This window comes from Mesobacillus subterraneus (assembly GCF_020524355.2).
Classification (GTDB): domain Bacteria; phylum Bacillota; class Bacilli; order Bacillales; family Cytobacillaceae; genus Mesobacillus; species Mesobacillus subterraneus_C.
Window position 1 is genome coordinate 1,921,687 of sequence record NZ_CP129019.1, and the last position, 25,083, is coordinate 1,946,769.

General features: G+C 43.3%; 19 protein-coding genes and 4 pseudogenes. 2 read left to right on the forward strand and 21 right to left on the reverse strand.

Annotated features, from left to right (window positions below):
- Nucleotides 1–11: 11 nt before the first annotated feature.
- The 8 genes and pseudogenes from LC048_RS09860 to LC048_RS09895 form a co-directional block, all read right to left on the reverse strand.
- Nucleotides 12–1,216 (reverse strand): annotated as a pseudogene (locus LC048_RS09860) (acyl-CoA dehydrogenase family protein).
- A gap of 56 nt (nt 1,217–1,272) precedes the next feature.
- Nucleotides 1,273–2,390: pseudogene (locus LC048_RS09865) on the reverse strand (acyl-CoA dehydrogenase family protein).
- A 284-nt stretch (nt 2,391–2,674) separates the two neighbouring features.
- Complete coding sequence (locus tag LC048_RS09870) at nt 2,675–3,082, reverse strand: MaoC/PaaZ C-terminal domain-containing protein (protein ID WP_226600913.1); 408 nt, start codon at nt 3,080–3,082, stop codon at nt 2,675–2,677.
- Complete coding sequence (locus LC048_RS09875) at nt 3,079–3,528, reverse strand: MaoC family dehydratase N-terminal domain-containing protein (RefSeq protein ID WP_226600914.1); 450 nt, start codon at nt 3,526–3,528, stop codon at nt 3,079–3,081. The genes LC048_RS09870 and LC048_RS09875 overlap by 4 nt, the downstream gene beginning before the upstream one ends.
- A 17-nt stretch (nt 3,529–3,545) precedes the next feature.
- A pseudogene (fabG, locus tag LC048_RS09880) lies at nt 3,546–4,314 on the reverse strand (3-oxoacyl-ACP reductase FabG).
- 48 nt (nt 4,315–4,362) lie between these two features.
- Entirely contained in the window at nt 4,363–5,538 is a 1,176-nt protein-coding gene (locus LC048_RS09885) for an acyl-CoA dehydrogenase family protein (RefSeq protein ID WP_226600916.1), read from the reverse strand.
- A 159-nt stretch (nt 5,539–5,697) separates the two neighbouring features.
- Complete coding sequence (locus LC048_RS09890) at nt 5,698–6,009, reverse strand: DUF3892 domain-containing protein (RefSeq protein ID WP_226600917.1); 312 nt, start codon at nt 6,007–6,009, stop codon at nt 5,698–5,700.
- A gap of 80 nt (nt 6,010–6,089) precedes the next feature.
- A complete protein-coding gene (locus LC048_RS09895) occupies nt 6,090–6,989 on the reverse strand; it encodes a superoxide dismutase (RefSeq protein ID WP_226600918.1) in 900 nt (299 codons plus the stop codon).
- A gap of 148 nt (nt 6,990–7,137) precedes the next feature.
- On the opposite strand from LC048_RS09895, the gene LC048_RS09900 reads away from it, so the two are divergent.
- Nucleotides 7,138–8,187, forward strand: coding sequence for a M42 family metallopeptidase (locus LC048_RS09900; protein WP_226600919.1), 1,050 nt, complete (start codon nt 7,138–7,140; stop codon nt 8,185–8,187).
- A 283-nt stretch (nt 8,188–8,470) separates the two neighbouring features.
- On the opposite strand, the pseudogene LC048_RS09905 reads toward LC048_RS09900, so the two are convergent.
- The 13 genes and pseudogenes from LC048_RS09905 to LC048_RS09965 all read right to left on the reverse strand — a co-directional run bounded on the left by LC048_RS09905 (nt 8,471) and on the right by LC048_RS09965 (nt 23,939).
- Nucleotides 8,471–9,686: pseudogene (locus LC048_RS09905) on the reverse strand (acyl-CoA dehydrogenase family protein).
- A 293-nt stretch (nt 9,687–9,979) separates the two neighbouring features.
- Nucleotides 9,980–10,906 carry an MBL fold metallo-hydrolase gene (locus LC048_RS09910; protein WP_306050119.1) on the reverse strand — a complete coding sequence of 309 codons (927 nt, stop codon included), beginning with the start codon at nt 10,904–10,906 and terminating at the stop codon, nt 9,980–9,982.
- 238 nt (nt 10,907–11,144) lie between these two features.
- Nucleotides 11,145–12,119, reverse strand: a complete 975-nt coding sequence (locus LC048_RS09915; RefSeq protein ID WP_306050121.1) for a quinone oxidoreductase family protein — start codon at nt 12,117–12,119, stop codon at nt 11,145–11,147.
- Nucleotides 12,120–12,130: 11 nt separating this feature from the next.
- The gene (locus LC048_RS09920; protein ID WP_226600922.1) at nt 12,131–12,922 is read right to left on the reverse strand and encodes an enoyl-CoA hydratase/isomerase family protein; all 792 of its coding nucleotides are present in this window, start codon (nt 12,920–12,922) and stop codon (nt 12,131–12,133) included.
- Nucleotides 12,923–12,961: 39 nt separating this feature from the next.
- Nucleotides 12,962–13,741, reverse strand: a complete 780-nt coding sequence (locus LC048_RS09925) for an SDR family NAD(P)-dependent oxidoreductase (protein ID WP_306050123.1) — start codon at nt 13,739–13,741, stop codon at nt 12,962–12,964.
- 39 nt (nt 13,742–13,780) lie between these two features.
- Nucleotides 13,781–14,182, reverse strand: a complete 402-nt coding sequence (locus tag LC048_RS09930) for an acyl-CoA thioesterase (RefSeq protein WP_226600924.1) — start codon at nt 14,180–14,182, stop codon at nt 13,781–13,783.
- Nucleotides 14,183–14,307: 125 nt separating this feature from the next.
- Nucleotides 14,308–14,871: a TetR/AcrR family transcriptional regulator gene (locus LC048_RS09935; protein ID WP_306050125.1), complete on the reverse strand. Its 564-nt coding sequence runs from the start codon at nt 14,869–14,871 to the stop codon at nt 14,308–14,310.
- A gap of 78 nt (nt 14,872–14,949) precedes the next feature.
- The gene (locus LC048_RS09940) at nt 14,950–16,563 is read right to left on the reverse strand and encodes a long-chain-fatty-acid--CoA ligase (protein WP_226600926.1); all 1,614 of its coding nucleotides are present in this window, start codon (nt 16,561–16,563) and stop codon (nt 14,950–14,952) included.
- A 39-nt stretch (nt 16,564–16,602) separates the two neighbouring features.
- Nucleotides 16,603–17,355 carry an SDR family NAD(P)-dependent oxidoreductase gene (locus tag LC048_RS09945; protein WP_226600927.1) on the reverse strand — a complete coding sequence of 251 codons (753 nt, stop codon included), beginning with the start codon at nt 17,353–17,355 and terminating at the stop codon, nt 16,603–16,605.
- Nucleotides 17,356–17,500: 145 nt separating this feature from the next.
- Entirely contained in the window at nt 17,501–18,280 is a 780-nt protein-coding gene (locus LC048_RS09950; protein ID WP_226600928.1) for a class I SAM-dependent methyltransferase, read from the reverse strand.
- A 172-nt stretch (nt 18,281–18,452) separates the two neighbouring features.
- On the reverse strand, nt 18,453–19,514 hold the full coding sequence (locus LC048_RS09955) for a DUF3900 domain-containing protein (RefSeq protein ID WP_226600929.1): 1,062 nt from the start codon (nt 19,512–19,514) through the stop codon (nt 18,453–18,455).
- A 145-nt stretch (nt 19,515–19,659) separates the two neighbouring features.
- Nucleotides 19,660–22,797 (reverse strand): AAA family ATPase, encoded by a 3,138-nt coding sequence (locus LC048_RS09960; protein WP_226600930.1) that lies wholly within the window; start codon nt 22,795–22,797, stop codon nt 19,660–19,662.
- Nucleotides 22,794–23,939, reverse strand: coding sequence for an exonuclease SbcCD subunit D (locus LC048_RS09965; RefSeq protein WP_306050129.1), 1,146 nt, complete (start codon nt 23,937–23,939; stop codon nt 22,794–22,796). The genes LC048_RS09960 and LC048_RS09965 overlap by 4 nt, the downstream gene beginning before the upstream one ends.
- A gap of 285 nt (nt 23,940–24,224) precedes the next feature.
- Here LC048_RS09965 and LC048_RS09970 point away from each other — a divergent pair, with 285 nt between their 5' ends.
- Nucleotides 24,225–25,067: an STAS domain-containing protein gene (locus tag LC048_RS09970; protein WP_226600932.1), complete on the forward strand. Its 843-nt coding sequence runs from the start codon at nt 24,225–24,227 to the stop codon at nt 25,065–25,067.
- Nucleotides 25,068–25,083: the final 16 nt, after the last annotated feature.

Genomic DNA, 25,083 nt, shown 5'->3' on the forward strand with positions numbered 1-25,083 from the left:
ATGAATCCTCCTTACATATATTTTTTCAGTTCGTCTTGCAATCGCTCGTTTGTGTACCTCATCTGGCCCATCCGCCAATCTTAATGTCCTGATATTCGCCCATGCCGCTGCGAGCGTAAAGTCGTCACTTACACCTGCAGCGCCGAAAGCCTGAATCGCCCTGTCGATGATTTTGAGTGCCATATTAGGTGCAACCACTTTGATCATCGCAATCTCTGCTTTGGCTTCTTTGTTCCCGACTGTATCCATCATGTAGGCTGCCTTTAGTGTCAGGAGTCTCGCCTGTTCGATATCGATTCTTGCTTCTGCGATCCACTCCTGGATGACACCTTGGTCGGCGAGTTTTTTACCGAATGCGGTTCTTTGGAGAACCCGTTTTGACATCTCTTCAAGAGCTCTTTCAGCCGCTCCGATCGTTCTCATGCAATGATGTATTCTCCCGGGCCCAAGACGCCCTTGAGCAATGGCAAAGCCTTTTCCTTCCCCCCCATAGCATATTGGAAGCAGGCACTCTCACATTCTTGTATTCTATTTCGGCGTGTCCATGAGGCGCATGGTCGTACCCGAAGACTGGAAGAATTCTCTTGATCGTTACACCAGGTGAATCGAGTGGAACAAGAATCATCGATTGCTGCTCATGCTTTGGAGCTTCAGGGTCATTTTTACCCATCACAATCGCAATCTTACAGCGCGGATCTCCAGCACCAGATGACCACCACTTCGTTCCGTTTATGACATACTTATCACCATCACGGACAATGCTAGACTGAATATTTGTTGCGTCAGAGGAAGCGACGTCAGGCTCTGTCATCGAGAAGCAGGACCTGATCTCGCCGTCCAGCAGCGGTTTCAGCCATTGTTCCTTATGGTCTTCAGTTCCATAACGGACTAGCACTTCCATATTACCGGTGTCGGGAGCGGCGCAGTTGAATACTTCTGGGGCGATACTTGACCTTCCCATGATTTCGCAAAGCGGTGCATATTCCAAGTTGGTGAGACCTTCACCGTATTCGCTCTCAGGTAAAAACAGATTCCAAAGCCCTTTTTCTTTTGCCTTTTCCTTTAGCTCCTCCATGATTGGCGGAACTTTGGAGAATGGATCATTTTTATCAATTTGCTCGTTATAAAGCTTTTCATTTGGGTAGATATATTCATCCATAAATTCTGACAGTCTGGCCTGGTATTCCACGATCTTGTCTGTATGATTAAAATTCATTTATTACACCTCTTTCTTATTGTTTCTGCATACTAACTAGTAGGTATGTCGATATCCTAATATTCTTTTTCCAGTTGTGCCGCTATGATATTTTTCTGGATTTCGGAGGTGCCCTCGTAAATCCTCGTAATTCGGGCATCCCTGAAAAATCTTTCAACAGGATAATCAGCTATATATCCGAGTCCGCCATGGATTTGCACTGCTTTATCGGCGACCCTGTTGTATACCTCTGATCCATAAATCTTTAGCATGGCAGCTTCCTTGATGACCTTCTTGCCGGAGTCCACCATCAAGGCAACACGGTATGTAAACGACCGGAGCGCTTCGATTTCAACCGCCATTTCCGCCAGCATATGGCTGACTGCCTGATGCTTGATAATTGGTTTCCCGAACTGGATTCTTTCTTTGGCATAGACAACAGACATGTCGAGGAGCTTTTGGCAGGATCCCAAATTTCGCGCTGCAAGGCCTGCCCTTCCGTTGGCGAGTATTTTCAAGGCATTCACATAGCCCTGTCCTTCCACGCCAAGGACGTTTTCAACAGGTACTTCGCAATCCTCAAAAACCAGTTCGGCAGAGTGCGAACCCTTTAGACCCATCTTCTTTTCCATTTTGCCAAGCTTGAAGCCAGGAAAGTTTTTCTCGATGATGAAGGAAGTGATTCCCTTTGCCCCTTTTTCAGAGTCTGTCACTGCCATCACTGCGAAAACACTCGCATCTAATGCATTCGTTATATAGTGCTTCAAACCATTCAGCACATATTTATCGCCTGTTTTCACCGCTGTTGTTCTTAAATTTGCCGCATTCGAACCGGCATCAGGTCTGTGAGGGCAAAGGCACCGATTTTCTCTCCGCTGGCCATAGCAGGCAAATAGTTTTGCTTTTGCTGCTCATTGCCCATCTCGACAATTCCAACTGTGCCTATTCCGGTGTGGGCGCCAATCAAAGTCGTATAGCCATTATGCGTCTGGCCAATTTCCTCATACAGTGCACATTTCTCCACCATGCCGATTCCCAGTCCGCCGTATTTCTCCGGTATGCTTAATCCGAAAAGGCCCATCTCCCTGGAAAGCTGGATGATGTTTTCCGGAATTTTGTCCTCAGCTTCGATCTGCATCGCAACAGGCTCGATTTCACTCTGGATAAAATCACGCACATTTCTTTTTAACGCCATTAAGTCCTCGGCAAAATCAAAGTTCACTTGTATTTAACACCTCGTCTCACCTATATTCTGATAGAATTCGAGTTTTTGGGCTTAAGAAATTTACTTTTATAAGAGGATGGAAGCAGATATTCCTGAGTTTTTGTAGATATTCCTGAAACTCGCGATTTTATTCCTGAGTTTTTCGTTATATTCCTGAAAGCACGTTTTTTATTCCTTAAAATCTCGTTTTATTCCTGAATCTGATCAGAACCTATAGTAATAAACCCAGCAAGTTTTTGCCGGGTTTAATTGTATTAAGAAGCATAGCGTTGATACAGGACATCTCCCTTAATGACTTCATTGCCATTTTGATTGATGGCTCGAACATGGAACCTTAGGATATTATCATTTTCCTCTGCAAGCTCTGCCTGAAGAGTGACGACATCATTCAGGAACACCATACCTTTGAAACGAATCGTATAATCCTGAATAAATCCTTCCTCATAAAAGTCGGTAAATAGCTTTGCCAGGCTACCCATTGTCCACATGCCGTGAGCAATGATTCCCGGCAGGCCCGCCTTTTTCGCCTCTTCATCGATTGTATGGATTGGATTGTAATCTCCCGAAGCACCAGCATATTTAATCAGGGTAATCCGGTCGACAGGTTCCAGTTGAATTTCCTTAAGGGCCTCGCCTACTTTCAATTCTGCTAAGCTATTCATCCAATCAGCACCTTCCTTACCGCTTCTGTGATAATGACGGTTTGTGTAGACGTAAAGACCATCATTCCCATTTCGTCCTCACCGTTGCTTTCTAACACAAGGAAGCCCATTTCACCCTGTGTCCCTTTCTTTTCAAAGTAATTTTTAATCACCGAATGACAAGTTATTTCTTCACCTACAAACAGAGGGCGTTGGTACTGGTAAGTCTGCTCCCCGTGGATCAGGCCTTTATTAGGAAGATTCAGTCCCTCGATTGTCCCATAGTCAAAAACTCTTGGAAAAGTAGGCGGGGCAATGTTCCTGTTATATCTAGAGTTTTTACCAGTCTCCTCATCAATGAAAATCGGATGAAGATCTCCGATGGACTCAGCAAATTTCTTGACAGCGCCGCGTTCCACCATGTTTTTAACTTTATTTGATTGCTTGCCTATATGCTCTTTGAACACTGACTGTTCACCTCACATTAATTTTTAGGACCGCCAGCTACGTAAATGACCTGGCCGCTGACAAATGACGATTTTTCATCTGCAAAGAAGGCAACTGCATTGGCGATATCAGCTGGTTTTCCGCTCCTGCCGACCGGAATGCTCGCCACACTGTGTTTAATCAGGTCATCGAACGGGATACCAATTCGAGCCGCTGTTTCTTTCGTCATTTCCGTCTCGATAAAGCCTGGAGCTACCGAGTTAGCTGTGATCCCATAACGGCCAAGTTCGATTGCAAGTGTTTTAGTGAAACCCTGCAGGCCGGCCTGCTTTTGCAGCCGCATAGTTTGCCTGACCCCTGTTTCCAAGTGCAGAGGTTGAAGAAATATTGATGATTCGTCCATACTTCTGTTCAACCATGTACTTCTGGGCTGCTTTTGCTGCATTGAATGAACCTTTCAGATGGACATCCATGACGGTTTGCCAATCAGATTCTGTCATTTTGAAAAGCATATTATCGCGGATGACACCTGCATTGTTCACAAGGATGTCGACAGAGCCAAACGTGTCATGAACTTCTTTTACTGCCTGTTCAACTTGTTCGGAATCGGTAACATTCGCTACTCTGGAGTAAACTTCATATCCTTTCTCACGCAACTCGTTCGTTGTCTCCGCCAAGGCTTCCTCATTCAGGTCGATAAAAGCAACTTTTGCTCCTTCCTCGGCGAAAAGCTGAACAATTCCTTTTCCGATTCCCCTGCTGCCTCCCGTCACAAAAGCAACTCTTCCTTCAAATCTTCCTGCCATTCTCGCTCCTCCTCTATCTAACAAACTGTTAACGCTTACAATTCTCTATTAGACAAACTGGCCGATTTTCACATGCCCTTTTAAAAGATCCCTGGCAATGATCATGCGCTGGATTTCATCAGTGCCGTCGTAAATTCTCCAAAGTCGCGCTTCACGATACCAGCGCTCGATTGGTAATTCTCTTGTATAGCCCATACCGCCATGAATTTGCATGACGCGGTCGACAACCCTGTTTCCCATGTTGGAGCCATACAATTTTGCCATTGAAGCCATATGCCTGTTATCCTCACCGGCATCCAGCGTATAAGCGGCATTGAGAACGAGCCATCTTGCTGCTTCGATTTCCACGGCTGAATCGGCAATCATCCACTGTATAGCTTGTCTTTCAGCAATCGGTTTTCCGAAAGTAATACGCTCTTTTGAATAGTCAATTGCCATCTTCAACAAGCGTTCTGCGGATCCGATCGCCCTTGCGCCAACAACCCATCTTGCAAACCCAATCCATTCCAAGCCTAATTTATAGCCGCCATCGACTTCGCCGAGGATATTTTCCTCTGGTACGCGGACGTTATCAAACACCAGACCAGCCGGCCCCCATTCGCCCATCGTATGTATGAATTCTGATTTCCAGCCCATATCCCGGTCAACAATAAAGCAAGTCACACCATCACGGCCCGTGGCACGGTGTTTTTCTTTATCCGTGATGGCAATGACCATGACAAAGTCTGCTTCATTTCCGCCTGTGATAAAAGTTTTCTCGCCATTAAGGACCCATTCATTGCCGTCCTTTACAGCGGTCATTTTTATGTTTCGTGTGTCCGATCCTGCGCCTGGTTCTGTCATCGCGAAGCACGACTTTTTTTCCCCGTTGATCGTAGGGATTAAATACTTTTGTTTCTGCTCTTCATTGCCATAATAGAGAATATTGTCTGCTGAACCGCCAAATTGGAAGGGCACAAATGTTTTAGACACTTCCATGAGGACGAGAGCCATCATCATTTGTCCCAAATCTGCACCGCCATATTGTTCCGGTGTATTGATCCCCCAGAATCCTGCTTCTTTAGCTTTCATCTGAAGTTCATGCATTTTACCGGGAGAAAGGCTTGGACGTCCTTCTCTTTCATTTCTTAAAACCTCATTTTCCAATGGAATTAATTCTTTTTCTACAAATCGGCGAATCGTTTTTTGGATCATTTTTTGTTCTTCTGTAAGGCGTAAATGCATTCAAGTCACTCCTATTGTAATCTTATATTCTGATAGTCTATTAAAAATGTATGACTGGATTACTCATTACATACCTACCGGTCGGTATGTTACTTTTATTTTAGAGTGAAATTTCTGAAAAATCAAGTTATTTATAGAAAAAGCAGGGAATACTCCCTGCTAAAAATGTGGTAAATGATCAAAGTTATTTTCTTTCATTCCATCAGGTTCGCTCCTGAGAATATCACGACCATATTTGTGGAATACATCTACATGTGCCAGCTTTCCCGCTTTAGCCTCAGATAGTGCAGAGATATAATCGAGCTCCCTTCCGCTTTCTGTTTTAAAGGCAATCAGGTCGCCATCATCGTTTTTCCTGACGGCAACAATTTGTTCTTTTCCCGGTTGTTGTGGGTTTGCTTCAAGTTCCCCTTGTCCATGGCTTTGTTGTTTGTATTCATTGTAAATCTGGTTAAAATCTTTGTTTTCCATAAAAACCACCTCCCGAACATATGTTTAGTGTTCGCAACGAGGAGGCTTTTATACAAAAAAGAGTGACTGAAGTCACTCCTCTAAAATGGCTGCCATGCCAAAGTCCTGGCTTTATTAAAACGCTGTTCGACTTCTTTCCAGTTAACGACGTTCCACCAGTTTTCGACATACTTTGCTCGATCGTTTTTATACTGAAGATAATAGGCGTGTTCCCAAACATCCAATACGAGTAACGGAACTACATCCCATTGTGATAAATTTTGGTGTTTTTCTGCCTGGAGGATTTCCAGCCTGTGAGAACGTGGAGACCAAACAAGGATTGCCCACCCAACCGCCTCAACATTTTTCGCTGCTTCAGAAAAATGATTTTTGAATTGATCAAAGCTGCCAAATGAATCGTTGATCGCTTTTCCGAGCTGTCCTTTTGGCAAGCCGCCCCCTTTTGGACTCATGATGCTCCAAAAGATCGTATGCAGATAATGGCCTGCACCATGGAACGCAGCTTCTCTTTCCCAATGTTTAATCAATCCGAAATCACCAGTTTTTCTTGCCTTCTGCATTTCTTTTTCGGCTTTGTTCAAACCATTTACATAGCTTTGGTGGTGCTTAGAATGGTGCAGCTTCATGATTTCTTCAGCAATGACAGGCTCAAGTGCATTATAAGAATATGGCAAAGGCGGCAGTTTATGTCCTCCAATTGGTACCGGTTGGAGTCGCTGGGATTGCTGCCGATCATTCTCGTTCTCAGTATCGCTTAAATAATTCGTAAGTTCATCATATAGGTTTCTTGCTTCTGCATATAAAGATTCCTCATCGAAGGAACTTTCCACTTTTGCTTTCAGTGTTAAAATGTTTTCTGCCCACTGCTCTAATGCGGTTTCATCTGTTGATTCTCTATGCTGCCCTTTTACAGAAGCCCATTTTGCCTCCATCTCCCTGCACCATTCCAGCAAAGAATACCTGAACCAATACCCATTCATAATAATCCCTCCCCAAAACTGCATCCATAATCAAAATATGAATAGACTGGATTGGTGATTACAGTATTTTGGATTAAGGCTTACTTTGCTGCATGAAAAAAGTTTATAATATGAATTATGTGAAGATTTATATGAGAGGAGTTTTATAATGGCATACCCGAACACAGATGAAACAGTGAGCTTACTGAAAGAGTTGGTCAGCATTCCAAGCCCTTCCGGAAATACGAACGAAGTCATTACATATGTAGAGAATTATTTAAAAGAGTTACAGGTTGAGACGAAAAGGAATCGCAAAGGCGGATTGATTGCCACTCTCCCGGGGAAAGATCAGCAGAACCACAGAATGCTGACTGCCCACGTCGATACTCTTGGAGCGATTGTAAAAGAAATCAAGCCAAGCGGCCGACTTAAACTGGATTTGATTGGAGGATTTAAGTACAACTCCATCGAGGGTGAGTATTGCGAAATCGAGACATCAAGCGGCAAAAAGTTCACAGGGACGATTTTAATGCACCAGACCTCTGTGCATGTCTATAAGGATGCTGGGAAAGCAGAACGCAACCAGGACAATATGGAAGTGCGGCTTGACGAAAAAGTACATAGCGTGGATGATGTGAGGGCTCTTGGGATTGAAGTTGGAGATTTCGTATCATTCGATCCACGTGTTCAAACCACACCTTCCGGATATATTAAATCACGTCACCTTGATGATAAGGCAAGCGTCGCCATCCTGCTTCAGTTAATCAAGCAAATCAAGAACGAAAAGATAAAATTGCCATACACGACACAGTTTTTGATTTCCAATAACGAAGAAATTGGCTATGGCGGAAACTCAAATATCACACCAGAAACCGTTGAGTATCTGGCAGTCGATATGGGTGCAATGGGTGACGGCCAGTCTACGGATGAGTACACGGTCTCTATCTGTGTAAAGGATGCGAGCGGCCCGTACCATTACGAGCTAAGGAAAAGACTGACACAGCTTGCGATCGACAATGAAATCGGCTACAAGCTCGATATCTATCCATTCTACGGTTCTGACGCATCAGCCGCAATCCGTTCAGGACACGATATCATTCATGGGCTGATTGGACCAGGAATTGACTCATCCCATGCATTCGAAAGAACCCACAAAGACTCAATTGAAAACACTGCTAAACTGTTATTTCACTATGTTCAATCAGAAATGATTTTATAAGGATCTTTTCTAAAAACGTTGTTGCTATTGCTGCAAAATGTAAGGGAATGACCTAGTTAACTTCGCTAAATGGACGATTAAGGCGAGAAAAGGGCTTGCAAACTAGATATCGCCCAGCAAAATGCCTTATCATACGTTAAAAACGCTTTAGGATTTTAACAACAATCATAACGAAAACAGCCTTTTATAAAGTTTAAAGGTGATCAGCTTCTAACTTGAAGTGATCACCTTTTTTCGTATCTGGGAATGAGGGCAGGTTCGTGCACCCTATGCAGATAGTTGCTTATTTTATAGCCTCTTCCGTTACGGACTCAAACGGCCATGCTGGAAGCATATTGGATAATGGCTTATCGACTCGATAGCCTAACACATACTCTCCCCTGCATGATTGTGTGGATTTCTCGCGTTCCTTCATAAATGACTGGTGCTTTGGCGTTCCTTAAATATCTTTCAACTGGATACTCATTCGAAAAGCCGTAAGCACCATGAATTTGGACAGCATCATTGGCAGCTTCATAAGCATAGTCGCATGCTTGCCACTTGGCCAGGGAAGTTTCCCGGGTATTTCGCTTCCCCTGGTTTTTTAATGAGCCTGCACGGTAAACGAGCAACCGTGACTGTACCAGGCCTGCTTCCATCCTGGCAATCATCTGCTGGACAAGCTGGTGCCTTCCAATCTCTTTGCCAAAGGTGCTTCGTTCATGGCAATACTTTACACTAGCTTCAAGACTTGCCAAATTGTACCGCATGCGCCAGCAGCTACTGTAAAGCGGCCGTTATCCAATGCAGACATCGCAATTTTAAAGCCATCTCCTTCTTGTCCTAACAAATTTTCCTTCGGCACCTTTACATTGTCAAAGTAGATTTCACCAGTATTTCCCGCCCTGATCCCCAGTTTTCCTTTGATCGCTTTGGACGAAAAACCTTCCCAGGTTCTCTCCACAATAAATGCAGATATACCATGGTGTTTCTTGCTTTTGTCACTATAAGCAAATACTAGAAAATGGTCTGCAACATCACATAATGATATCCAAGTTTTTGATCCATTGAGTACATAGTAGTCTCCTGCATCACTCACCGTTGACTGCATTGCGGCCACATCAGAACCTGCATTTGGTTCAGTATAGGCCGAACGCTGCAACCTTCCGTCCTTTTGACTGAGGCACCAGGTACTTCTGCTTTTGCTGCTCATTTCCCCACTGGAGCAAGGTCATGCTGTTAAGCCCCGTGTGCACAGAGACAGCAGTCCTGAATGCTGTGTCTCCGCGCTCAAGTTCCTCACATACAATTGCAAGGGAATTATAGTCCATGCCGCTGCCTCCATATTGTTCGGGTATACAAACACCCATGAGCCCCAAATCAGCAAGCCGTGATAAAATACTAGTTTCAAAATGCTGTTTCTCATCCCAATTCTTTATATTAGGCATGATTTCTTTATCTACAAAGCTTCTGACCGTTTTTCGCAATAGATCTTGTTCTCTTGTAAAATCAAAATTCATCATGGGTGACCACTCCCTTAAATAAGATATGCTTACGCCTGGAAAATTGAAGAAATACTTCGTGTTCTGATTAGAGATAAAAACTTGGAATATTAATAGGCAATGGGGAAATTTCTGCAAAAAGAGAGTGAAGCACAGACGAAATTCGCTCATGACTCTACTATATTTTCGCCCATCGTCACGAATTGTTGCCTGTCAGCTGAAAGAGGACTTTTGGCTTTATAGAGTATTGCAACAAGATATCTCCTGCTGGATAGCTATTTCCTTTTTCGCCACTTCCTAAGTAATTATGATCACGTCAGTTTGTAATACAGAACTGATTCCCGCAGCTCTTTCTTAACTTCCTCTCGGTCTATCATCAAATCAAGATGACCCTGTATTTGCGAGAGACCTAGAAATACGATTCCACCTTTCAAATGCGGGTAGACCTCCAGGCAAATCTCGTAAACATTTTTATCACTCTCTTTTAAAATCTGGTGTATTTGCTGGCAGCGTGCATCCTGCTGAACCAATCTTTTATCGATGAGCTCAATGTGCTGTGTGAAGGGTTTACCATGTCCTGAATAACACGTTCCTAGCTCTCTGCCTCTTGAACGGATAAGGGATTCCCTGTATTGAATCAAGGGAGTTGGACGATGCTTCTTCCCTTGCACAGGAGGTTCGATAAAGGAGTTGACGGCCAGCTCCGGAATTATATGGTCCCCGACAAATGTTATCCCCTGCTGTTCATCTACAAGAAGGATATCTGTTTGGCTATGGACGGGAACATGCAACACACTGTGTGGTCTTCCACCTATGTATACATCATCACCTTCCTTGAGATAATGAACATCTCGCCAAATTTCTTCCTTGTATATCCGCGCATGCTGATGAATAGAAGGGTCAGCACCGCATTGCCGGATAAAATCATTGAAAAATTGATTGATTCTATTAAACTCTTTTTCTCCTCCTGTGACCACAGGCCTGGCAAGCTCATGTACATGCACGGGAAGGCCGGCTTCCTGTTGAATCAGGCTGACTCCTCCACAATGGTCCGTATGCATATGGGTAACAATCATATGGTCAAAGTCTGTGAACTTAAGATTATGTACCTTTAACAGAGATTTAAGCTGGTAAAAGGATTCCTCACCTGGATTTCCCGTATCTACAAGCGTTGCTGTTTCACCAAGGACGGCATACACGACAACGATCCCTTCAGAAAAAGGCGAATCAAGAATCATCGGTATTATTTTTGTGATGTGTCATCGCCCCTTTCTATTAGAATCAGGAGCTGAACGTGATTCAGCTCTTAATTAACTGTTCTACGAAATTACCTTTGCCGAAGTGCCATTGAATAAGCCCGCTGCATGCACGCGACGCATTTAATCAATTTGCGATTCAGTCACTCCATATTCTCTAAGCTGAGGAATAAGACCCAGTTACCGTGTTAATACTTCTCACTTAAGCCTCACCTCTTTATTAAGGTTTTAAAATAAGCTTTCCCTTTGTCTGCCTGGATTGCAAAAGTCGATGGACCTCAGCAGCTTGATTCAGTGAATATACGCCTCCGATTGTCAGTTTTAGTTGACCCTTAGATAAATATTCCAACATTTCAGTCATACTGGATTGAATCAAAGCTGGATTTCTCATGATTTGCGGAAGGAAAAAGCCTATGACAGACTGATTCCTGACCATCAAGGATGAAGGATAAAAGCGGCTTTGCTCGCCGCTGGCAACTCCATAGATGACCAGCCGTCCAAATGTGGCAAGACATTTCAACGTTTTATTGAAAATCTCGCCTCCTGCCATTTCCAGGGCGACATCAACACCTTTTCCTCCTGTCGCTTCGAGGACCTTTTCCTCCCATCCTTGTTTAGTGTAATTGATAAGTACATCCGCTCCCATATCAGCAGCCAATGCCAGTTTATCATCTGTGCTAGCAGTCGCTATGACCTTGCTTGCGCCTGATAGCTTCGCGAGTTGGATAGCGAGAGTGCCTACTCCACCGGCCGCTGCATGCACCAGTACTGTTTCACCTTTTTCCAGTCGTCCCATCGTTTTCAGGATGTGATAAGCACTCAGTCCTTGAAGCGGGAGTGCGACTGCCTGCTCAAATTCCATAGAGTCCTGCAAAGGAATCAACCCGCGGCTGTCAGCCAGAGCAAACTCAGCGTAACCACCAGATTCGATCAAGGTCACGATGCGGTCACCTGCCTGGACATTTGTGACTGATTCTCCTGTTTCAACAACCACTCCCGCAATCTCCGCTCCTGGGATAAAGGGCAGTTTAGTTGGAACCACATACTGTCCTTCTCTTCTTGCCGTGTCCGCATAATTGACACCTATTGCATGGATTTCAATTAACACTTGATGACCTTTAGGAACTGGGCGTTCCATCTCTACTAATTGGAGAACCTCCGGACCGCCATATTCTTTCAGTTGGATTGTTTTCATGATTAGCCTCCTTAATTGCCTGTGAATTTTGGCTTTCTTTTTTCTTTGAAGGCTGCAATGCCTTCTTGATGATCTTCAGTGGATACCATCATTGTCTGGGTGATCCGTTCCTGCTCAAGAATTTCTTCCAGTGTTGCTGTCATGGAATGGTCGACCAGCTTCTTGATCATTCCATATGTTCTGGTCGGTCCAGTTGCCAGTTGTCCAGCTAGCTTTAGTGTTTCTTCCTGCAACGTTTCCACTGGCACAAGATGGTTTATTACACCTAGCTGGTACAAACGTTCTGCTGTAATTGGTTCCGCCGTGAACATGAATTGTTTAGCCAGATGTGGACCTACTAGCCTTGGGACAAAATAGGAACCCCCTCCATCCGAGACAAGGCCTACCTGCGAAAAGCTCAGCGCAAATTTACTGTCATCCGCTGCGATAATTAAGTCACACGCAAGAACAAGGTTAAATCCTGCACCTGCAGCAAAACCATGAACCGCTGCGATGATTGGCTTCTCTGTATTCTTCATTTCAAGGATACATTCGTTCAGCCTGCCGATATGGTCATAAACACCGACTGCATTTGCCTCCCCCATCGTTTTTACATCGCCGCCAGCACTGAATGATCGCCCGGCGCCGGACAAAACGATGACCTTTACCTCCGGATCGTTTTGTGCATTTCTTAATGTATCGGTCAGATTAAGAATCATATCTGGACTGAAGGCATTCAAGCTCTCCGGTCTGTTTAAGGTCAAGGAAAGTACCGTCCCGTTTTTGTTGATAATTAAATGCTCACTCGTTTTAACATTCGTCAAAGCAATCACCCTTTCTTGTAATTTAATAGAATCATATACTTATTTAATCATCCAGCCGCCATCCACGAGAATGTCAGAACCGGTCATGTAAGAAGCTTCGTGTGAAGCGGCAAAAGCTATCACATCCGCAATCTCATCAGGATTGCCAGCTCGCTTTAGAGCAGTATTTTTTCTAATTGCTTTTACAAATTGTTCATTCTTCATCCCCTGTTCTGTCAGAGGGGTTTCCACGAAGCCAGGTGAAACTGAATTGACCCTGATTCCAAAGGAGGCCAACTCCAATGCTAATGCCTTTGTAAAATTGATGACACCAGCTTTTGCTGCACTGTAATGAGGGATATGGGCACCAGCCTGGTGTCCGGATAAACTGGCAACATTGACAATAGAACGGTTTTGAGGAAAATTCCCTTCCCTCTCAGCACTATCTGCCATGAGTTTTCCAAGCATTTTTGAGACAAGGAAAACACTTTTCAAATTGGTATTTTGTACAAAGTCCCAATCACTTGCTGAAGTGTCCATGATTTTTGAGTGGACCGAACCGCCTGCATTATTGACAAGGACATGCAATTCGCCAAATTGCTCCTCCATGTAGTGGGCTAGCTCCCTAACATCCTCCTCATCAGTTACGTCAGCTGAAAAGATTTCTTCCCTGGGAAGCTTATGGAAATCATTTATTTCCTGCGCAGCGCTCTCAAGTTTAGATTTTGTCCGTCCGACCAGTATCACTTTTGCTCCCTCACTGGCAAACCGGAATGCCGCCGCTTTTCCGATTCCGCTCCCCGCTCCTGTAACAAGAACTACCGTTTCTGCGAATCTCATCTGTGCCACCTCCAAAATAAATGCGGATTATTCAGTTATTTAAGCGGGCAATAAATAGCTTTTTAACCCTTCTTTAAGCAACTCAGGCAATACTTCACTCTTTTGATTTGAAAAATCATAATAGAAAATGATGGCGTTTCCCTTTGCAATCAGCTGCTGTGTCTGGGAGCAAACAATGTCATGTTCAAGCTGGAAGCTCTTTGAGCCAATTCTTGAAACATAAGTATTTACCGTTAATAGTTGGTTGAAATAACCCTGGCTGAAAAAATCACATTTAGTGGAAGCTAAAATGCATTTCCAGTCATTCAACTTCATGTTGTAGCCTAATAACTCAAAAAAACGGATCCTCGCCTCCTCCAGGTAAATAAAATAACTGGTATTGTTAATATGTCCTAGTGCATCCGTCTCACCAAATCGCGCTTGGACCTGAATTTCCTGCATTCTATCTCTCCTTTATCTGCCAACTAATATAGTGTTTTGATTCACTATTTTCCGTACTAACCAGTTGGTATGTAAATGGCATAGAAAGAGGCTTAGCGCTAATAAGCCTCTCCCTACATTATTCTTCAATTGACTTCGATTCCCTTCAGGATCATTTCGACAAAAATCTCGGTCACTTCACGATCAGATACCTTACCTAGTGGATTGAACCACTGATAGCTCCAGTTGGCGGCGCCAAGTATACCGAATGTAACGATACTAGGATTCAAATCCTTACGGAATTCGCCACTGTCGATTCCTTCTCGGATCAGCCGCTCTACGTTCATCCTGAATTGATCCCGCTTTGCGACAATCTGTGCCAGCCTGTCATCACTTAAGTGACGCATTTCCCTGAAAAAGATTTTCGCGGATGCCCCTTTGGATTTGATGCTGCTGATCAGCATATAAACGATATCAAACAATTTTTGTTTGCTGGGTGACTGTTCTGAGAGAATCTCTTCTTGACGGCCTAATAATTCATCAATATATCTCAGGTGTATATCCATCAATAATTCTTCTTTGCTGGAAAAATAATAATAAAATGTACCCTTGGTCACTCCAAGTGAGTCGACAATATCTTGGATGGATGTCTCACTGAAGCCTTTTTTCTCAAATAATTTAATGCTGTGTGCGGTAATTTTTTCTTTCACTTTGCTGTCCTCACAATCCTACTAGTCTGCACAGAAATTATATCATATTTTACCCCCTGTCCCATTAAGCTTAAAGGATTAATTAATTTTCACTTCTTCTCTTAAAGCCCTGCGTAAAATCTTGCCGACGCTTGTCTTTGGCAGCTGCTCTCTGAATTCGACGATATTTGGAACCTTGTATGCCGCCATATTCTCACGGCAGAATTCCTTGATCTTATCTTCATCTGCTTTTTTTCCTGCTTTAAGAACGAGAACTGCTTTTACTGCTTCACCCCGGTATTCATCCGGTATGCCAATCACTACAGCCTCCTGTACAGCTGGATGTTCATACAAAACTTCCTCAATATCACGTGGATAAATATTGTAGCCGCTCCCGATTATCATGTCTTTTTTTCGGTCGACTATAAATAGATAACCATCTTCATCTACCTTAGCGATATCTCCTGTATAAAGCCAGCCGTCCCGCAATGTGTTTGCTGTCTCCTCAGGCATATTCCAGTAACCCTTCATAACTTGTGGCCCTTTAAGGATTACTTCCCCCAGTTCTCCAGCTGGCACTTCTTCTGTCCCTGTTGCCAGGTCGACAATCTTGTATTCAGTTGACGGCATACCGATGCCTACACTTCCAGGCTTTCTTTCGGCAAAGCTTGGATTGCAATGAGTAGTTGGCGATGCCTCTGAAAGGCCATAGCCTTCAAGGATCTTAGAACCTGTTTTTCTTTCGAATTCTTTTAGCAGTTCTACCGGCATAGGTGCACTGCCGCTGTTGCAAAGTTCAATGCTGCCAATACCATACTCCTCGGCTTTCGGGTGGTTCGTTATGGCAACATACATTGTCGGGACGCCAGGGAACATGGTCGGTTGCTCATTTTTAATCGTATTCAGAACCTCTTCCAGATCAAAACGCGGCAGCAAAATAATTTCCGCCCCTGTATAGATTGATAGATTCATACAGGCGGTCATCCCAAATACGTGGAACAGAGGGATGACTGTCAAGGACCGCTCTACTCCAGGTTTTATGTCATGCTTGAAAAATTCATGGGATTGTAGCACATTGGCAAGCAGATTTCGATGGGTCAGCATCGCTCCCTTGGATCTTCCTGTCGTGCCCCCCGTGTACTGCAGCACGGCAACATCCTCTGTTGGGTTGACATCCACTACCGACGTTCTTCCGCTGCTTTCTGATAAAAATAATTCAAACTTTGTATCTGGTGTAAAATCATGCTCAGAAGGCTGGAGACTGACAACGACGATATTTCTTAGTTTAGTAGCAGCCTGAACACTTTTAGCTTTCGCATAAAGCGCATCAAATACGACAATCGTTTCCGCTCCTGAATCATTAAGGATATATTCAAGTTCACGTTCAACAGACATTGGGTTCACCTGGGTGACAATCGCACCTGCGGTCAATATCCCAAAATAAGAAATGACATATTGAGGACAATTCGGCAGCATGATGGCAACCCTGTCTCCAGCTTCCACTCCTCTGTTCTGCAGAGCTGAAGCAAAATGCGTCACAGTCTGGGTCAATTGTTCGTACGTAACTTTCCTGCCATAAAAGGATAATGCGTTGTTATGAGGGTACTTCTCTGCAGATTCTCGAAGCATTTGCGGCAAAGATTTTTCAGGAATTGTGATAGTGGAAGCAATGGAGTCAGGATAATTTGAAAGCCAGACATGTTTCTCGCTCATTTGATTTCCTCCATTCAAATATTTCTTAATTTTATATGGCTAAAATGTCAGTCCACCGCCGTCGACTGACAAAGTCGCACCAGTAATAAATGAAGCTTCATCGGAAGATAGGAACAGGACCGCATTGGCGACCTCCTCAGGTGTTCCGATTCTGCCTAAAGCATTAGCCCTCGAAATAATTGGCCATTTTCGTTCATCATTTTTCCACCCATCGATAATTTGTGTATCGATAACACCCGGGGCGATTGCATTTACGCGGATACGATCCTTTCCGTACACTAGCGCAGCATTTTTCGTCAACAGGATGACCCCAGCCTTGGATGCGTTGTAAGCTGCAAGATATTTTTGACCCTTAATCCCAAGCAAGCTTGAGGTGTTGATGATCGCGCCGCCACTAGCCTTCTTCATCTCTGGAACAGCATACTTAATGCCGAGGAAAACGCTCTTGAGGTTAATATCTATGATTCTGTCCCAATCCTCTTCCTCTAGATCAACACTTTTAACATCCGGATTTCCTACTCCTGCATGATTAAAGAGAATATCCAGCTTCCCGAAGTTTCCAACGGTTGCTGAAACGAGTTCTTTCACCTGTTTGGAATCGCTTACATTTGTTTCGTAAAAAAGAGCTGTACCACCCTGTTGTTTAATTAAATTGACTGTTTCTTGCCCGCCATCGCCATTTATATCCGCGATAACGATCTGAGTACCTTCATTTGCAAAGCGAAGTGCTGTTGCCCGGCCAATTCCGCTGGCACCTCCCGTAATGATTGCTGTCTTGTTTTTTAATCTCATTTTATTCCCCCTTATCCTTTCTACTAACCGGTCGGTATGTACTTTCAACTATATTATAACGTTTATATTGAAATATTCAACTATTAGTCTAAATATTCTAATAATATACAAAAAGAGCCCTAAGAATGTTCAGGGCGTAATCAATTCAAAGCTTTATTTTGACAGCTTTTGTAGCAACAAAGCATTTAATATATGTATCCAGTGGCCTTCTGCCGCCAAAATCGTCTTCATACAAACCAGAAATGACCAGGCCGGCATCAATTTGACCCTGAATCTGGTCCTCTAATGTATGGCCGAATTCTATAGTAAGATCAGATTGATAAAATTCTTCCTTTTCTTCATCTGTCAGGTTGTCTAGAGACGACGTTGGAATCTTATTTTTCACTACCAAGTTTCCTCTCATATCCTCTTCATCATCAAAAATAAATAAAAGAGGATTTGTAAAGCCGGATATCAGTGTCCCTTTGTCTTTCAGTACTCTTGATGCTTCCTTCCAAACTTGTGAGATGTCTTCTACGAATAAATTGGATACCGGATGGATGATCAAGTCAAATTCCCCATCCATGAACGCTGATAGATCTGTCATGCTGCATTGTAATGTATTTATATTCAGTCCATCTCTTTTAGCGACAAACTCATCCTGCTCCAGCTGTTTTTTGGAAATATCAACAACTGTAACATCCGCACCTGCTGCAGCCAGAACAGGTCCCTGCTGACCTCCGCCAGAAGCAAGACAAAGAACTTTCAAGCCTGTTAGTGATTGTGGAAACCAGCTCCTCGGGACCGGTTTTCCAGTTGTCACCGTGATTTCCCATTCGCCCGCTTTGCTTTTTTCAATTACCTCCTTTGAAACCGCCTTAGTATAAACCGCTTCACTTTCTACCTTCTTGTCCCATGCAAAACTATTTTGTTTAACAGCATCCATTTGGCTCACCCTAACTATCTTAATCTATAATTACTAACACTCTCTTCCTTTCCAATTATAGCCAGAATGGAATGCCGGTGACAATAAGTAAAAAAGCACTGGCATGAAGCCAATGCTTTTAAGTGTGTAAGCTTGTACTAATTTTCCTGCCGATCGTTATTGTTAAATACGATCAGCCCTTTTGCCTGATCCTTTCAACTACAGTACCGATTTCATCCGGTTTGGCAAATTCGACTGGTGAAAAGCCTTTCTCGAAAGTAATGGTATCAGCCTCTATCATAATGACATACTTTCCATTGACCTTAGCCAGGTGGATGCTGTCACCATAATCCGCCAGCAACCCTTTTACCGAAATGTGGTCGAGCTTCATTTTTAGTTCCAGTTCAGGAGTATGCTCGATAAGCTGTGCAGCCGCTTCAATGACCTGTTCGGGCTCGAAACGTTCCTGGAGCTCGCGTTTGTCACTGGCTGCCCAGATTTCCATGGCGTTCTCAAGCTGCTCCCGTTCCTCACTTTCCGGCTCAAACGTTTCTTCCATATGCCCTCGGACCATCTCTATGACTTGAGTCTTAACGATTTCAGGCATTGACTGGCCATACTCTACAAATTTAAGGAAGTCTTCAAAATAACGTGCATGTGAAGACTGGTTGATTTTCAGTTCATTATCCTGGATCATTCCCTCTTCTGGCATATAAGGATACTGAATTGATTTCATGTTTTTTGTCGTTATCGCCATTTCCACTTGCTGGATCAATGTCGATTCATCCGAAATAGATGCAACCTTTGGTTCAAAATCGCATTTCAGGATGAACACGAAAGCATCATCAAAAAACTTGCGAAGCTTAGCTCTCGCAACAATGAAAGCCCCACCTCTTACTGCGCTAGTATCTACGTAAGCAATAGCAAATTTTTCGCTCTCTTGCTGGAAGTCTTCCTTTGACTCTGCAAAACGGACACGATGGAAAAGGTTGTAGTTCGGGTTGGAGGTTAAATCATGCCCCTCCTCGACGATGAAGTATCCGAGCTTAGTGGGAACTTCATCTGTTTTTGGATGGCGATCGACCTTGCGCTTGACGATTTTTGCGAACTCTCCATCAAGAAAATCCTTTAGATGACTTGACTCATATTCTTGCTCATTCAATGTCTGGAAATGCTTGTATCTTTTATCAGCCTGCTCGCCTTTGCCTTCTACCTGTACTACGTAAAATGATAAATATTGAACTTCAAATTCCATATTAAAACTCCCTGCTGACGTATGTCTTTGTTACTTCTTGTTTAGTATCAGGACCCTAAACCCATTTAACCGGTACTTCTGGTTTTGAGGCTGCTGAATAATCGCGAAAATACAGCACCTATTTCAAGATGCTGTATTTCTTGGTTTAATTCATTAAGTGAAATTCTGTTCTGCTTCCTGTCTGGGTGGAGATGACCTCGAGCCTTGCGTCGATCCGTTCCTTTAGCTCTGGTACATGGGAGATGATTCCGACGAGCCGGCCGCTGCTCTGGATATCAATTAATGCTTCAATAGCCTGGTCCAGGGATTCTGGATCAAGTGTACCGAAGCCTTCATCGATGAACATGGTCTCTAATGAAACTCCACCTGCGTAATTCTGGACAACATCGGCCAAACCGAGGGCAAGTGATAATGCAGCTTTGAAGCTTTCTCCGCCAGATAATGTTTTTACATGTCGCTCCTGACCTGTATATGCATCCAGAACCAATAGCTCCAATCCACTCTGCACATTACCTTTTGAACGATCAGTCTTTCTCAGTAATCGGTATCGTCCGCTCGTCATCTTGTTGAGTCTTACGTTAGCCTCTGCAAGAATATCATCCAGGAAAGATGCCAGGACAAAGCGTTCGAATGTAATCCTGTATGTGTTCTGGCCTTTTGAAATCTCGAATAATTGGCCGACTAATTTGTACTTTTCCTCAAGCAGCTTCATCTGCTCATTCAAAGATGTTACCTGTTCCAAAACAGATTGATTATCACGTTTTTTTAGATTTAAATCCTGATATGCGCCTTCTGTTTCTTTGATTAATTTATTTAGTTGTGCGAATTCTGATTGAAGTGTTTCCATATCAGGCTTCTTGACATCTTTTAGCATGTCAGACAGCTCTGCGAAACGATCCATTACTGACCTGACTTCTTCACGATAATTCGAAATATCTGTATCAAGCTGTTGAATAGCCTGTTCTGATATTTTCGCCTGGTGATAGGCCTGATAATTTTCAAAGCCCTGGGATGTCATATTGTCTTTAAATGTTTCTCTCTCAGCTGACAATTGCGAGTCTATTTCCTTCAATCTCTTTTCGGCTTCTTCCATTCGTGCTTTTTCGGTTCCCAGAAGTTCTTTGGCTTCCTGATGATTTTTGCGGGCATGCTCCAGTTCCTCATCCAGCTGCTTTTGTGAGAGTTCTGCTGATTTCAGTTTTGACTCAAACACTTGTAGTGAACGAAGCTGTTCAGGTATTTTCTCAGTCATTCTACCGAGGGTGGTTTTCTTTTCTGTATACTCGATCATCAGGCTTTGATAGCTTTCTTCGATAGCTTTCAGCTGCTTGTTCATTCTTTCTCTGTTATCTTCATACCTTTTGATTTCAGATTTGACTTTTTCCAGGGCTGCTATCCTTACCGAATACTGTTTCTGCTCATTTTGGAGCTTTTCAATTTCACTTTCAGTCAGTAGTACGACATCTGCTAACTGGTCGACATCTAAGTCAGGACGGAATTTGACGATCTCAGCCGACATTTCTTCTGCTAATTCAATCATTGACCTTAATGTCGTGTCTGTTTCGATAAAAGACTTTTCAGCAGCACTCTTCACTTTTTCAATACCAGCGATCTGCTCTCGTGCAGCTTTTAAATCTTCTTCTGTCGGGATGAAGCCTTCAGTTACTTTCGCGGGTTCAGGATGATTCTCTGATCCGCAAACAGGGCAAGCGCCACCTTCATGCAAAGAAGCAGCCAAAACAGCCGCCTGTGAATGCAGCCATTTTTGCTCAAGAGCTTCTGCTGCAGCTTTGGCATCATTCAGTCTGGAAACAGCCTGGTCAAACTCACCTTTGCGGGTTTCAAAGCTTGATCGAACCTGTTTGACCTTATGATTGTGGTTGCCTAGCCTTTTCAGCTTGTCCAATTCTTGAAGCAGCTTTTCCAATTTCCGGTCATTCTCCAGATAAGTAATCTTGGCCTTTTCGGCCTCTTCCTTTTCTATCTGCAAGGCTTTAAGTCGCTCTTCAGTGGATTTAAGCCTGGCTTCATTGTCCTCCCGTGTCTGTACCGCTTCTGCCAGTGCTTGCTTTAGCTCAGCAAACTGTGAAGCTATGCTGGCGAATGCTTGAACATCTTCTTTCATATTTTCAAGCTTGTTAACCTGTTCAGCAGCTGCCTTTCGCTCTTGTTCGCGATCAATTTGTTTCTGGTGCTCTATTTCGGATGCTTTGAGTCGTGCTGTTACCTGTTCAATTCGCTTCGTGATCACACTTACCTGGTTTGTAATTCTTTCGAGATCGGCCTTGAGCCGGTGGCAAAGTTGTTCCTGAGCATCCAATAGGGCAGCTTTTTTTGCAAGAATGGTTTGTTTTTCTTTTTCGGCAAAAAGATCCTTTTGGGCTTCAAGCTTATCCTTTGTTATCTTAAGGGTTTCTAGTGTTTGGATTTGTTTTAAAGTTGCTTCAGCTTCAAACAATCGCTGCTGCATTTTATCGCGGTCCAGCTGAAGTTTTTCACGGTCCTTGTTCAACTTTTCGAGTTTAGCTTCCATTGCGCCAATTTCTTCTTTTAATAAAGGAAGGATCAAGGTATCGTTTGTACTCCCTGCTTCTACGAATTCCTTCAATTCTTCATTTTCGACAGCCTTGATGCTTCGAAGGGCTGAGCTTCTTTTCTCAATCTGGTCCTCAACCGATTTTTTCAGAACAGTCGCTTCTTCCCTAAGTTTTTCCTCTACTCTCTTATAAATTTCCGTATGGAAAAGCCTTTGCAGAATGACTTCCTTTTCTTTACTATCAGATGTTAAAAGCTTACGGAATTCTCCTTGGGGAATCATCAGTATTTGCCTGAATTGATTGCTGTCGATGATCATAATCTCCTTGATCTTTTCGTCCACTTCGCGAACATTCGAAGCAAGCAATTGCAGTTCACCTTTTTCGTCAATTAAGGATAATTCTGCTTTTGCACCGACAACAGTCGTTCCTTCACCAGACTTCTTTTTCTTCTCCTGCTGCGGAGATCTGGTAACCTGATAAGTCTTTTGACGTAAGGAAAATTCAAGGGTAACTTCGGTTAATAATTCATCATCTGCAAACTGGCTTCGTAAATCGGGACCATTCCGATCCTCACCGCTTGCCTTGCCGTAAATCGCATAACTGATACCATCAAAAATGGTTGTCTTTCCCGATCCTGTTTTACCAGAAATGACAAACATCGTCCTGTTCTCCAGTTGCTTGAAATCAATAGTTTCCTTTCCGGCATAAGGCCCGAACGCCTGCATCGTAAGTGTCAGAGGTTTCATTTTTGCCCCTCCTCCTTCAATACTTTGCCTATCACTTCAGTCATGACGTCGCGTTTATCATCAGTAAATTCGCTTGTCGTCATTTCCTTGTAAAACTGTTCGAAAAGCTCCAGTTCCGACTTTTTTTCTTCCCTGATCGATTTGAAGTGGTGCTTATGCTTTTGGTCCATGGATTCGATTTTACGATCCAGATGAAGGACATTCGGGAAGACCTGGCGAAGCTTGCCCATTGGGTCGATTATCGCCCCATCATCAAGCAATGTTACTTTTAAATAATCATGAATATTTTCTTTTTCATAAAAGGAAGGATCCAGAAGCTGTTCCAGGTGGCCTTCCAATTCCCGCATATCCTGCTTCGGTTTCAGGGTCCTGTAACGCATATCAAAACTGCCGTCGTCGTTCATTTCAACGATTGAAATCGATTTACGCTGTTTAGCCTCTGAAAAAGAGTATTTTAATAGCGAGCCAGAGTACTTTATCCGATCGTGTCTGATTGCGTCAGGGCTATGGAGATGGACCAGCGCGGTAAAAGCAAACGGGTCAAATAAGTCCTGAGTAACACAGCCGGAACCACCGACAGATAATGAACGCTCTGAATCGCATGAGTCTCCACCGAGAACGAAGGCATGTCCAACAAAAACATTTGCTTCGTCAGGATTCAGGTTTTCTTCGATTTTTCCAATCACTGCCTTCATCGCGTCCTGATGGGAGTGAATCGAAGAATCATCAAGCATATGACGAACTACGCCAGGTTCAGCATAAGGAATCAGGTAAAAATTGACCCCGTTAATATTAACTGGTCTAAAATCATTCGTCAGTTTCCCAGTAAGATAAAAATGATTATGCCGGTACCATGAGCTGCCAAATGATAGACGTTCTGCACTGTCATGGTTGCCGGCAATAGCAATAACCGGTGTATTCAGTTCCACGTTGATTTTGAAGAGAACTTCATCAAGAAGTTCTACTGCATCAGTTGGCGGTACGGACCTGTCGTAAAGATCGCCTGCAATCACAACAGCATCAGGTTGTTCTTCCGCGACAAGTTCAATAAATTGATTCAACACCTCTCGCTGATCTTCGGTCATATACATTCCATGGACAAGCTTTCCAAGATGCCAGTCACCTGTATGAATAAATTTCATGCAAATCCCCCCTATTTATAAAGTGATCTATTTTAAATTTCGTTAAAAAGCTGCTTTGAGAATGCTACTATTATATCAAACTCGAAAATTTAATGCGCACTCTAAAAAGGAATGGTTGTAAGAACGTTCGTTCTAATTTTATCAAAAGAACTCTTCGGAATCTACCTGAATTTTCCTCTGAGTAATGAATCTTGATAACTTTTAAGGTTAACTTTTTAAAATTTGACTTTTCAGGCGTTGTTTTTCACAATAGAAGTACGACTAATCAATAAAGCAGGGATTAAAATGGAAACAAAAACAGAGGCATTATACAAGTTCCTGGTCGACAATTCGGCTAATTTCACCGAAGACTGGCTTAAACGGCAGCGGGTGATTCAGGGATCAGATTACTCTGCCGATGCACCGCCAGAGGTAATGAACAGGGTGAAGGAACAGAATTCGAATTATGTTCGTCTAGTAGCAAATTCACTTTTTCAATCTGAGGAAGAGATGAAGGAAACAATTTCTGACTGGACAGGCCAGACTGCAGCAGACCGCATCAAATCAAAAACCGACCTGACGGAGGTAGCGTGGAATTCTGGAGTCTTCCGTCGTGTTTATTGGGAATACATTCAAAAATTTGTAAAGCAGACGGACTTGGAGGTCACCCTCGACGACGTTTTTTCATGGGAAAAGAAGATCAATTACACGCTTGATTATGTCTTTGAGAGCTTTATTAATGTGTTCATGGATATCCTTATGAACCGATTGGCCTCTCAAGCAACTCTAATTAAAGAATTGAGCGCACCAGTCATTACCCTGACAAAGGAAGTTGGACTGCTGCCATTGATTGGTGAAATCGATACTACGAGAGCAAAAAGCTTAATGGAGTCAACTCTTATACAAAGTATTGATGCTAGAATCAATACTTTGATAGTGGATCTTTCAGGAGTGGTGATGGTTGATACAATGGTAGCTCACCAAATCTTCAAACTGATGGATGCTCTAAACTTGCTTGGCGTTCAGACCATCATTACAGGGATTCGTCCAGAGGTTGCCCAAACAGCGGTACAGCTGGGAATTGATTTTTCAAATATTATGACTGAAGGTAATTTGCAGAATGTCATCAAAAAATTCATTCAAAGATAAAAGCCTGCTGCCACTA

What these genes read in the sequence shown, in the direction of transcription:
- LC048_RS09895 (WP_226600918.1), bottom strand. Translation starts at nt 6,989, where the DNA reads ATGAATGGGTATTGGTTCAGGTATTCTTTGCTGGAATGGTGCAGGGAG.
- LC048_RS09900 (WP_226600919.1), top strand. Translation starts at nt 7,138, where the DNA reads ATGGCATACCCGAACACAGATGAAACAGTGAGCTTACTGAAAGAGTTG.
- LC048_RS09885 (WP_226600916.1), bottom strand. Translation starts at nt 5,538, where the DNA reads ATGCATTTACGCCTTACAGAAGAACAAAAAATGATCCAAAAAACGATT.
- LC048_RS09970 (WP_226600932.1), top strand. Translation starts at nt 24,225, where the DNA reads ATGGAAACAAAAACAGAGGCATTATACAAGTTCCTGGTCGACAATTCG.
- LC048_RS09940 (WP_226600926.1), bottom strand. Translation starts at nt 16,563, where the DNA reads ATGAGCGAGAAACATGTCTGGCTTTCAAATTATCCTGACTCCATTGCT.
- LC048_RS09915 (WP_306050121.1), bottom strand. Translation starts at nt 12,119, where the DNA reads ATGAAAACAATCCAACTGAAAGAATATGGCGGTCCGGAGGTTCTCCAA.
- LC048_RS09910 (WP_306050119.1), bottom strand. Translation starts at nt 10,906, where the DNA reads ATGATTCTTGATTCGCCTTTTTCTGAAGGGATCGTTGTCGTGTATGCC.
- LC048_RS09960 (WP_226600930.1), bottom strand. Translation starts at nt 22,797, where the DNA reads ATGAAACCTCTGACACTTACGATGCAGGCGTTCGGGCCTTATGCCGGA.
- LC048_RS09965 (WP_306050129.1), bottom strand. Translation starts at nt 23,939, where the DNA reads ATGAAATTTATTCATACAGGTGACTGGCATCTTGGAAAGCTTGTCCAT.
- LC048_RS09950 (WP_226600928.1), bottom strand. Translation starts at nt 18,280, where the DNA reads ATGGATGCTGTTAAACAAAATAGTTTTGCATGGGACAAGAAGGTAGAA.
- LC048_RS09890 (WP_226600917.1), bottom strand. Translation starts at nt 6,009, where the DNA reads ATGGAAAACAAAGATTTTAACCAGATTTACAATGAATACAAACAACAA.
- LC048_RS09870 (WP_226600913.1), bottom strand. Translation starts at nt 3,082, where the DNA reads ATGAATAGCTTAGCAGAATTGAAAGTAGGCGAGGCCCTTAAGGAAATT.
- LC048_RS09930 (WP_226600924.1), bottom strand. Translation starts at nt 14,182, where the DNA reads ATGCAGGAAATTCAGGTCCAAGCGCGATTTGGTGAGACGGATGCACTA.
- LC048_RS09955 (WP_226600929.1), bottom strand. Translation starts at nt 19,514, where the DNA reads ATGGAATTTGAAGTTCAATATTTATCATTTTACGTAGTACAGGTAGAA.
- LC048_RS09925 (WP_306050123.1), bottom strand. Translation starts at nt 13,741, where the DNA reads ATGAGATTCGCAGAAACGGTAGTTCTTGTTACAGGAGCGGGGAGCGGA.
- LC048_RS09945 (WP_226600927.1), bottom strand. Translation starts at nt 17,355, where the DNA reads ATGAGATTAAAAAACAAGACAGCAATCATTACGGGAGGTGCCAGCGGA.